Source organism: Micromonospora sp. NPDC051006 (genome assembly GCF_044456245.1).
Taxonomy (GTDB): Bacteria; Actinomycetota; Actinomycetes; order Mycobacteriales; family Micromonosporaceae; genus Micromonospora.
This window is the reverse complement of the sequence record NZ_JBITFP010000015.1, coordinates 1-8,735: the sequence shown is the minus strand read 5'-3', so window position 1 is coordinate 8,735 and position 8,735 is coordinate 1. Positions and strand designations below refer to the sequence as shown.

The 8,735-nt window shown below is 73.6% G+C and carries 6 protein-coding genes; 3 read left to right on the top strand and 3 right to left on the bottom strand.

The window, feature by feature from the left end; all coding sequences use genetic code 11:
- Nucleotides 1-90: 90 nt before the first annotated feature.
- The gene (locus tag ACIBBA_RS21700) at nt 91-3,459 is read right to left on the bottom strand and encodes a hypothetical protein (RefSeq protein WP_396699738.1); all 3,369 of its coding nucleotides are present in this window, start codon (nt 3,457-3,459) and stop codon (nt 91-93) included.
- Between the two features lie 424 nt (nt 3,460-3,883).
- Here ACIBBA_RS21700 and ACIBBA_RS21695 point away from each other — a divergent pair, with 424 nt between their 5' ends.
- A complete protein-coding gene (locus ACIBBA_RS21695; protein ID WP_396699736.1) occupies nt 3,884-5,965 on the top strand; it encodes an NPCBM/NEW2 domain-containing protein in 2,082 nt (693 codons plus the stop codon).
- 72 nt (nt 5,966-6,037) lie between these two features.
- Here ACIBBA_RS21695 and ACIBBA_RS21690 read toward each other — a convergent pair whose 3' ends face one another.
- Nucleotides 6,038-7,054, bottom strand: coding sequence for a methyltransferase (locus ACIBBA_RS21690; protein ID WP_396699734.1), 1,017 nt, complete (start codon nt 7,052-7,054; stop codon nt 6,038-6,040).
- Nucleotides 7,055-7,062: 8 nt separating this feature from the next.
- Nucleotides 7,063-7,317, bottom strand: a complete 255-nt coding sequence (locus ACIBBA_RS21685) for an acetylxylan esterase (protein WP_396699906.1) — start codon at nt 7,315-7,317, stop codon at nt 7,063-7,065.
- A 47-nt stretch (nt 7,318-7,364) separates the two neighbouring features.
- On the opposite strand from ACIBBA_RS21685, the gene ACIBBA_RS21680 reads away from it, so the two are divergent.
- Nucleotides 7,365-7,742 (top strand): hypothetical protein, encoded by a 378-nt coding sequence (locus ACIBBA_RS21680; protein WP_396699905.1) that lies wholly within the window; start codon nt 7,365-7,367, stop codon nt 7,740-7,742.
- A gap of 38 nt (nt 7,743-7,780) precedes the next feature.
- The gene (locus ACIBBA_RS21675; RefSeq protein WP_396699732.1) at nt 7,781-8,524 is read left to right on the top strand and encodes an MBL fold metallo-hydrolase; all 744 of its coding nucleotides are present in this window, start codon (nt 7,781-7,783) and stop codon (nt 8,522-8,524) included.
- Nucleotides 8,525-8,735 lie beyond the last annotated feature (211 nt).

The following is an 8,735-nucleotide window of genomic DNA, read 5'->3' as shown; positions in this document are numbered from 1 at the left end:
CGCTCCCCTCGGGGGCTGTGGGCCCGGGGGGGGGGGCGCCCCCCCCGGGGGCCCCCCCCCCCCCCCCGCCGCTGCCTGAGCCGGGTCGGGTCAGGCAGCGGCCATCGAGACGCCGAGAGCGGCGTCGCGGACGTCGGCGACGGGATGCCCGCGCAGGACGCGGAGCAGATCCCGCCAGGGTTCGGGCCAGCCGAGCGACCTGCCGTGGCGGGCCAGCGCCACCGCGAACAGGCCGGTCGCGAGGTCGCCGCGCTCGGCGAGGGGGCTGGCCGCGTCGAGCAGCAGCGCCGGGTCGACCGAGGTGGGTCGCCAGCGCGTCGTCCGCCGACCGAGGAGATCGGCCAACCGGCCGGCGAGGACCGGTCGCCCGTCGACCAGCTCGGCGATCCGCACGATCTCGGCTGCGAGCTGACCCGAGGTCACCGCGTCCAGCCGTAGCAGCGCGCTGAGCAGCCCGGCCGCCTCGGCCACGTACGCCGGGTGCCGACCCAGCTCAACGGCTGCCTGGCGGGCCGGTGCCCGGTCGACCTGCGGACCTGCCGTCCCGGCCCAGTTTCCGGCCTCGTCCACGATGGCGCTGATCCGTCGCCGGGCCGGCCGGTCGGCCGCTGGACCGCCCGGGTCCGGGTCGGCGTCGTCGAAGCGCAACAGGGTGCGCAGGGCCTCGGCGAGCACGTCGCGCTCCTGCCGTTCCGGGTGGTCGAGCAGCGCGCGTACGAGCGGGTACGGCGACGGCCAGTCATGCTGCTCACCCAGGTCGGTGAGCGCCGCGGTGACCAGGTCGGTGACGTCGGGCGCCCAGGGCATCCAGCGCGCGAGTCGGGGCCAGGCGGACCGGCTGACCTGGTGGTCCGGGCTCGTGCAGGCCAGCGCGACGAGGGCGGCGTAGCGGGGGCGGTCGGGGGCGGCGACCCGCTCCGGTGGGGTGGCCAGCACGGTCAGGGACTCCGCGCGGTCGCCGAGGATCGCCTGCTCGAGGATCGTCCAGCTGTCGGGGGCGTGCAGTCGCTCCCGGGCGGCCGCGACGACAGCCGCCCGGACGTCGCGATGCTGGTCGGTCTGCTGCCACGCCGCGAGCAGCACCGGCATCGCCTCCGGCGGGCCGAAGCGGCCGAGCAGCCGAACCGCCGCTTTCCGGCTGGTCACCTTGCCTCGGCCGAGGGCCACGGCGGAGAGCGGGGCCAGCAGGTCGTCCGGCCGGAGGAAGCGGGCAGTGCGGCCGGCGGCGTACATGCTGACCCGGGCGCGGTCGTCGGCGGCGTGCGACAGCAGCAGCGGTAGTGCCTCGTCCGGCCGGTCGGTCCACGGCAGCGCGCCCAGGGCGGCCTCGGCGAGGGTGATGTTCGGCGAGTCGACGTAGCGCAGCACCAGGTCGCGACCGGCGCCGGGCACGGCCGCGGCGTTCCGGAGGGCGGTGGTCCGACCGTGCAGTGGGGTGCCGGCGTCGGCGGCGAGCCGGGCCTGCAACCGGACGAAGGCGGCCTGTTGACGGGGAAGCCAGCGCTCGGCGTGCACCGGCCTGCCCGGAATCCAGCGGGTGCCCGCGGTGAGGAAGGCCCCAGCCGGTGGCGGATCCTGCAGCACCTGGTCGAGCAGGTCGGTGCGGCGGGCGCTGACCGTCCGCCAGAGCAGGGGAAAGGTGATGGTGGAGCTGTCGGCGTCCAGCACGTACGCCACCCGCTGCGCCCGGGTTCTCGGGTCGGCCAGCCACAGCTCGGCGGCCGTGCGGACGACGTGGGAGACGACGCCGGGGCGGATCGACCGGCGCAGCAGCTCCTGGAGTTCGGGCAACCGCCAGGCCCGCCGCCCCAGGGCCCGGGTCACCGCGAACAACACGTCGAACTCGCCATGGGCGACGCCCGCCTCGATCCACCCGCGCAGCCGGGCGAAGAGCAGCTGCTCCTGGCCGTGGCGCAGCGTCTCGTCGAACCGTTCCAGCGGCGGGAGCCGGCGACCGCCGAAGAGCCGGTCGACGGTGTCCAGCGCCCACCGCAGCAGGGCCGGCTCGTCGATGTGGTGGTTCAGCACCCGGGCGACGAGGGCGCCGAGCGCGGAGAGGGTGCGGGTGGACGCGTCGCGGCCGGTGGTCGCGTCCACGGTGAGCTGGTTCAGCGCCTCGACGCAGCCGGCGTGCAGCGACCGGGCAAGACCCGCCAGCTCCGTCAGGAGCGCGGCGCGGACCGGATCCTGCTCGTTGCGCGACCGGGTCAACCGGAGCACCGCCTCGGTCACCGCGCTCGGGTCGCCGCTGCGCCGCGCGGCGGCCAGGAGCAGCGTGTACCCGGCTGTCCGGTCCGGCGCATCGGCCGCGCGCAGGCTCGGGCTGAGCGCCTGCGACGCCTCGGGCCAGGACAGGAAGGCGCTCCAGGTGCGTACCGCCGTCTCGTCGCGGCGGACCCGGTCGAGGGTGAGCACGCGCCGGGCCTCCCGCTCCCGCCAGGCGCGGGGCAGCACCTCCACGAGCGCCGTGTCGGGAATCTCGATGGCCCGATCCACGTCCGCGAGCACCGCGTCGTACAGGTGACCGCGACGCGCCGGCGGCAGTGCCGCCAACAGCCGCTCCAGCGAATTGTTGTGGCCGCGTACCCGCCGACCCAGCTCCACCAGCTCCGCCTGGGGCAGCCGGCCGAGCCGACGCAGCAGCGCCGGCGGCAGCCACTGGTGACAGATCCAGCCCGCCCGGGACGGGGCGGTCAGCAGCGCCAGCATCCGGTGCGGCGCGGCGGTGGCGAGGTGGCCGTAACAGACCAGGTCGCCGGGGAGGAAATCGGCCGGGGCGTGGCGTTCGAGCAGCGCCAGCACGCGGTCCGGTCGACCGCGACCGGCCAGCAGGATGCCCCTGACGCGCGCCGACCACCAGCCGGAGCGTTCCTGCGGACCGAGGCCGGGCAACACCGCCTCGGCGTGTGCGAGTAGCACGTCGCCGTGGCGACGGGCCAGGGGCAGCCAGTTCTGCACTGCGTGTTCGACTGCCGGTAGCAGCCGGCGGGCCGCGTCGGGGCCGCAGGCGGGCAGCAGAGCGACCGCCTCGGTGGGACCGAAGCGCTCCAGCACCTCGTCGACCAGCCCGTCCGCGACCGCACCGCGGCCCAGGTGCCGCAGCGACCGGTAGACCAGGGCGCGCAGGTCAGCAGGCGCGGTCCGCACGAAGGCGAGCAGGTCCGGACCCGCGAGCCAGCCGGCACGCAGGCCCGCCTTCACCGCGACCGCCCGGATGGGCAGGTGCTGGTCGTCCAACGCCGCCCGCACCGCCTCCGGGTCGCCGACGAGCTGACCGGCGGTGACCGCGAGGAACCGGTGGTAGGTCGTCCCGCCGCGCAGATCCGCCAGCACGCCCGGCAACTCACCGGTGGCGGCGAGGTCGCCGGTCCGGCGCGCGAGCGCGGACATCCGCTCCCGGTACGACAGCACGTCGAGTTCGTCGAGCAGGAGCTGTGTTGATCTCTGCACGGCGTTCATTGTGGTTGTCGCCGGTGCGTCGTGCCGACCCGTTTACGCCTCGTGACCGCCCCCGGCGGCCCCCCCCACGCTCCGAATCGGACGGAAGCGGGCCGGCCTAGAACTCGTAATTTACGAAATAATATTGACACCTCGCCGTAACGGGATGCAAGATCCTGGAAACAGAGCTCAGGAGTGCGGGCATGACTGATCTGGCAGCCCCTCACGGGGACGTGCCGCAGAGGTCTCGGGGCGCGGTGCGCCTCGACTCGCGTCCGCAGTCGCACTGCCTCCACGTCGGACCGAGCGGGCGGCGCGCCCAGCCGGCCGACGGGAGCGGGACGAGCGGTGTGCTCCCGGCTCCGCCCCCACCTCCCGTTCCGGTGCGCGAGTTCGTCGGCGCCGGTGCGCCCGTCCACCACCCCCGGCAGCAAAGGATTCCGATGTGAAACGGCATCTGCTCACCGCCCTGGCCCTCACGGCCGGTCTGCTGATAGTGCCCGCCACCCCCGCCGGTGCCACCCCGGTGACCGCCGCTGTCCGCGACGCGGCCTCGGCGCCGGTGCTGAGCCCGACGCCCTACCAGGGCTGGAACACCTACTTCGGCCTGGGAGGCAACTTCTCCGCTGAGTCTGTGAAGGAGGTCGCCGACGCCCTGGTGACCCGCGGCCTGGCCCGGGCCGGCTACGACATCGTCTGGCTCGACGGTGGCTGGCAGGACCCGGAGCCGCGGACGGTCGAGGGTGACCTGCAGGCCGACCGGACGCGCTTTCCGGACGGGCTGAAGCCGTTGGTGGACTACATCCACGCCAAGGGCCTGCGGGCGGGCATCTACACCGACGCCGGGCCGTACATCCCCGGCAAGTGCGGCCTCGGCAGTGGTGGCGGCTACTACCAGCGCGACGCGGACCAGTTCGCCGCGTGGGAGTTCGACGCGGTGAAGGTCGACTTCCTCTGCGGGATCGCCGCGAACCTGGACCCGAAGACGGTCTACACCGAGTTCGCGCAGGCGCTGCGGAACAACGCCAGCGGCCGTCAGATCATCTTCAACCTGTGCAACCCGGTGACCTCGCCCGACTGGGGCAACTACCCGGAGGAGCAGCAGTCGACCTACTCCTGGAGCTACGCGCCGGCGATCGCCCAGTCGTGGCGGACCTACACCGACGTGGGCTTCGTCGGGGAGATCAAGTTCAAGGACGTGCTGCGCAACTACGACGCGAACGCGCGGCACCCCGAGGTCGCCGGGCCCGGCCACTTCAACGACCCGGACTACGTCGCGCCGGAACTCGGCATGACCGACGAGGAGTTCCGTACCCAGATGTCGCTCTGGTCGGTGGCCGCCGCGCCACTGGTGATCGGTAGCGACGTACGCAAGCTCAGCCAGACCTCCGTCGACATCCTCGCCGACGCCGACATGCTGGCGATCAACCAGGACCCGGCCGGTGTCCAGGCTGTCCGGGTCGGCCCGGCCGGTACGACGGAGACGTGGGTGAAGCGCCTCGCCAACGGTGACCGGGCCGTGGTGCTGCTCAACCGGGGCGAGACCCCGACGACGCAGACCACGAAGGCCTCCTCGCTCGGCCTCTCCGGATCGCGCTTCACCGTCCGGAACGCCTGGACCGACCGCGTCACCGAGAGCGCCGGCACCATCAGCGCGGCGGTGCCCGCACATGGCGCGGCGCTGCTCCGGGTCGGCCCGGCGCGCGGCCTGCCGGGTGTCCCGCACCTGACCGCCGGGCTGCCCGAGGTCACTCAGGTCGGTGGTGCCCCGACGCAGGACGGCTCGGCGCCGGTGCTCGCCGGTGGCGACGAGGCGCGGGTCGAGGTCGTCGTGCGCAACGACGGCTCGCTGCCGGTCTTCACGCCGAAGGTCGCGCTCGCGACGCCCGCCGGCTGGACGGTCCGGCCGCTCGGCCGGGCACCCCAGCTGCTGACCCCCGGCGGCCGGACCACTTTCGCCTTCACGGTGGCGCTGCCGGCCTCCGCGGCTCCCGGTTCTGCGGCGCTGACCGCCACCACCTCGTACCGGGCGCTCGGGCACGGCCAGCTCAACCAGCGGACGGTGTCCACCCTGGTGGTCGCGCCGGCGCCGCCGGACGGCGAGGTCGTCCTGTCGCACCACACCTGGATCAGCGCCACCAGCGGCTGGATGAGCCCGACCGTCGATCTCAGCGTCGGTGGCTGGACGCCGATCAGCATGCTCGGCCAGGTGTACCCGACCGGGCTCGGGGTCGCCTCGCCCTCCACGGTCCGCTACTACGTCGGTGACCGGTGCACGCGACTGACCGCGGTGGTCGGCCTGGACGACGCGGTCCGCAACGTCGGCCCGGAGGGGGCCACCTCGACCTTCCAGGTGATCGGTGACGGCCGGGTCCTCTTCGACAGCGGCGTGCTCACCCGCGAGGACATCCGCCAGGTCGACGTCGACCTGTCCGGCGTGCGGGTGCTCGACCTGGTCGTCGGCGACGCGGGCGACGGTGGCTACAACGACCGCGCCAACTGGGCCGGCCTGAACGCCACCTGCTGAACGGGGGACAGTCGCGTCCAGGTGACCGGTCACCTGGACGCGACTGTCGTCAGTGGCCGCGGTCCGGCCCGGTCAGGCCCGCCGGGCCAGCACTGCGCCGTTGGCGCCCGGAGCGTCGAACGGCACGGTGCGGACGTCGACGAAGCCGACGTCGGCGAGCCAGGCGCGGTACTCGGCGCCGGAGTAGTTCTTGCCGCCCTCGGTCTCGACCAGCATGTTCATGCCCATCAGCGCCGCCTCTGGCGGCCCGGTGCGCTCGTCGTTGAGCAGCAGCTCGCAGATGACGACCGTCCCGCCGGGCGGAAGCGCGGCGTGACACTTGGCCAGCAGGGCCCGGTTCGTCGGCTCGTCCCAGTCGTGCAGGATCATGCTGAGCAGGATCACGTCGTGCCCGTCGGGCAGCGCCGCGTCGGCGAGGAAGTCACCGGCCACCGTGCCGATCCGCCCGGTCAGACCGGCCGCCGCGATCCGCTCCTGGGCCCGGACGCACACGTGCGGCAGGTCGAGGACGGTCGCCGCCAGGTCGGGCAGGCGTCGACAGAACTCGACCGGGAAGGCGCCCGCCCCACCGCCGACGTCGAGCAGACGCCGGTGCACGCCGAAGTCGTACGCGTCGGCCAGCGCGCGGGCGGTGAAGCTGGAGGTCGAGTACATCGCGTCCCAGAACTCCGCGAGCATTGCCGGGTCGGTGGTGTCGAACATCGACTGCTGGCGCTGCGGATCCCAGGTGAGGGGCCGGTCGGTGCGCAGCGCCTCGGCGATGCGGTGCCAGGGCAGGTAGGTGCGCAGGTCGGAGTAGCGGACCTGGGCGCCGAAGTAGTAGGGGCGGCCCTCGACCAGGAACTGCTCGGCGAGTTCGGAGTTGCGGTAACCGTCGCCGGCCTTCTCGAGCAGGCCGAGCGAGGCGCTCGCGGCCAGCAGCAGGTCAGCCGGGCGTTCGGGCAGCCCGAACTCGGCCGACGCCTCGGCGACGGTGAGGGTCCGTCCGTTCGCGAGCCGGGTGAAGAGCCCCAGCTCGACGCCGACCGCGAGGGTCTTGAATCCCCAGACGCCGGCGACCAGGCTCATGAGGGGAGTGGGAGTGATCATGAGAGATATCAGAGCATGAATGCCCCCAGAAGCGTCAGCGTGGCACGGATGCCGCAGCCGGTCGCAGCACCGAGCCGAGCCAGCGCAGCTGACGCCGGACGTGCAACGCCGGTCACCCCGTCCACGTAGGACAAGGTGTGCCGGGCCGCGGCCTCGGCCTCTCGATGCACCGCGAGGTACCGGGTGATCTCGCCGTACGCGGCGGCGTCGGTGAGCGCGACGGCCCGCTGGACGTCGCAGAGGAACGGGGCGGTGGTGAGCAGCGCCGCGAGGTCGCCGACGAGCCCGGCGCCGCGACTACCAGGACTCGCTGGCGCTCATCCAGGCCGACATCGGCTTCCGGCACATCCGCGGGCATGGCCGGGACGAGATCTACGAGTCGCGCGAACGCTGTCCCGAGGAGCCGCTGCTCTTCTTCCACCACGTGCCGTACGGGCACGTCCTGCGCAGCGGGGTCACCGTCATCCAGCACATCTACGACACCCACTTCGCCGGGGTCGAGCAGGTGACGCTGATGCGGCAGCGGTGGGAACGCCTCGCCGGCCTGGTCGACCCGGCCGTCCACGAGCGGGTGACCGAACGCCTCGACGAGCAGTCGCGCGGCGCCGCCGAGTGGCGCGACCAGATCAACACCTACTTCTTCCGCAAGTCCGGGGTGCCCGACGCGCACGGCCGCCGCATCCACTGACCCGCCGCGGGGTCGGCCGTGGCGGTAACGTGCGCGGCATGCGGCTTACCGTTCTCGGCGGGTGCGGGGTGTGGCCCGAGGCCGGCCAGGCGTGCAGTGGCTACCTCGTCGAACACGACGGCTTCCGGCTGCTGGTCGACGTCGGCTACGCGATCCTGCCGCAGCTGCTGCAACGGCTCAGCGTGGACGAGGTCGACGCGGTCTTCGTCAGCCACGGGCATCCCGATCACTGCGCCGATCTGAACCCGTTGCTGCGGGCCCGTGCGCTGCGCGACGACCCACCCGCGCCGCTGCCGGTCTACACGCTCGCCGGTGCGTTGGACGCGGTGCTGGCGCTGGACCGGCCCGGGATGCTGGACGCCGCGTACGCGCTGCACGAGTTCACCGCCGGCGACCGTCTCGACATCGGCCCGTTCCGCGCCGACACGCGTTCGCTGCCGCACTGGGTGCCGAACGCGGGGGTGCGGCTGGCCGCGGGTGACCGGGTGCTCGCGTACACCGGCGACACCGGGCCGAGCCCCGACGTCGTGGAGCTGGCCCGCGGGGCCGACCTGCTGGTCGCCGAGGCCACCTATGTGCACGAGGTGCCGGCGGACTCGAAGGGCTACCAGTCGAGCGCGCGTGACGCGGGTCGACAGGCAGCGGCTGCCGGCGCGAGACGCCTGCTGCTGACCCACCTCCGACCGGGCACGGAGCACGCCGCCGCACGAGCGGCGGCCGGTGCCGAGTACGGCGGTGAGATCGCCGTCGCCACCGCCGGCCTGGTTCTCGACCTCCGCTAGCACCGGGCCCCGCACGCCCTGCGTGCCCCGGTGATCAGGTCAGGTACTGCTGCACGGTGTCGTGGGCGACCGCCTGGTAGAGCTCCTTCGCCTTGGCGGCGTCGGGCAGCACCACGCTCTGGCCGCTGCGCATGCCGGTGCCCGCGCTCGGGCTGCCCAGGAAGGTCAGGTCGTCGCTGCGCAGGTCGCGCAGTTCCAGGGCGACGTCGAC

Coding starts and splice junctions, on each gene's coding strand:
- ACIBBA_RS21675 (WP_396699732.1), top strand. CDS start 7,781: ATGCGGCTTACCGTTCTCGGCGGGTGCGGGGTGTGGCCCGAGGCCGGC.
- ACIBBA_RS21690 (WP_396699734.1), bottom strand. CDS start 7,054: ATGATCACTCCCACTCCCCTCATGAGCCTGGTCGCCGGCGTCTGGGGA.
- ACIBBA_RS21700 (WP_396699738.1), bottom strand. CDS start 3,459: ATGAACGCCGTGCAGAGATCAACACAGCTCCTGCTCGACGAACTCGAC.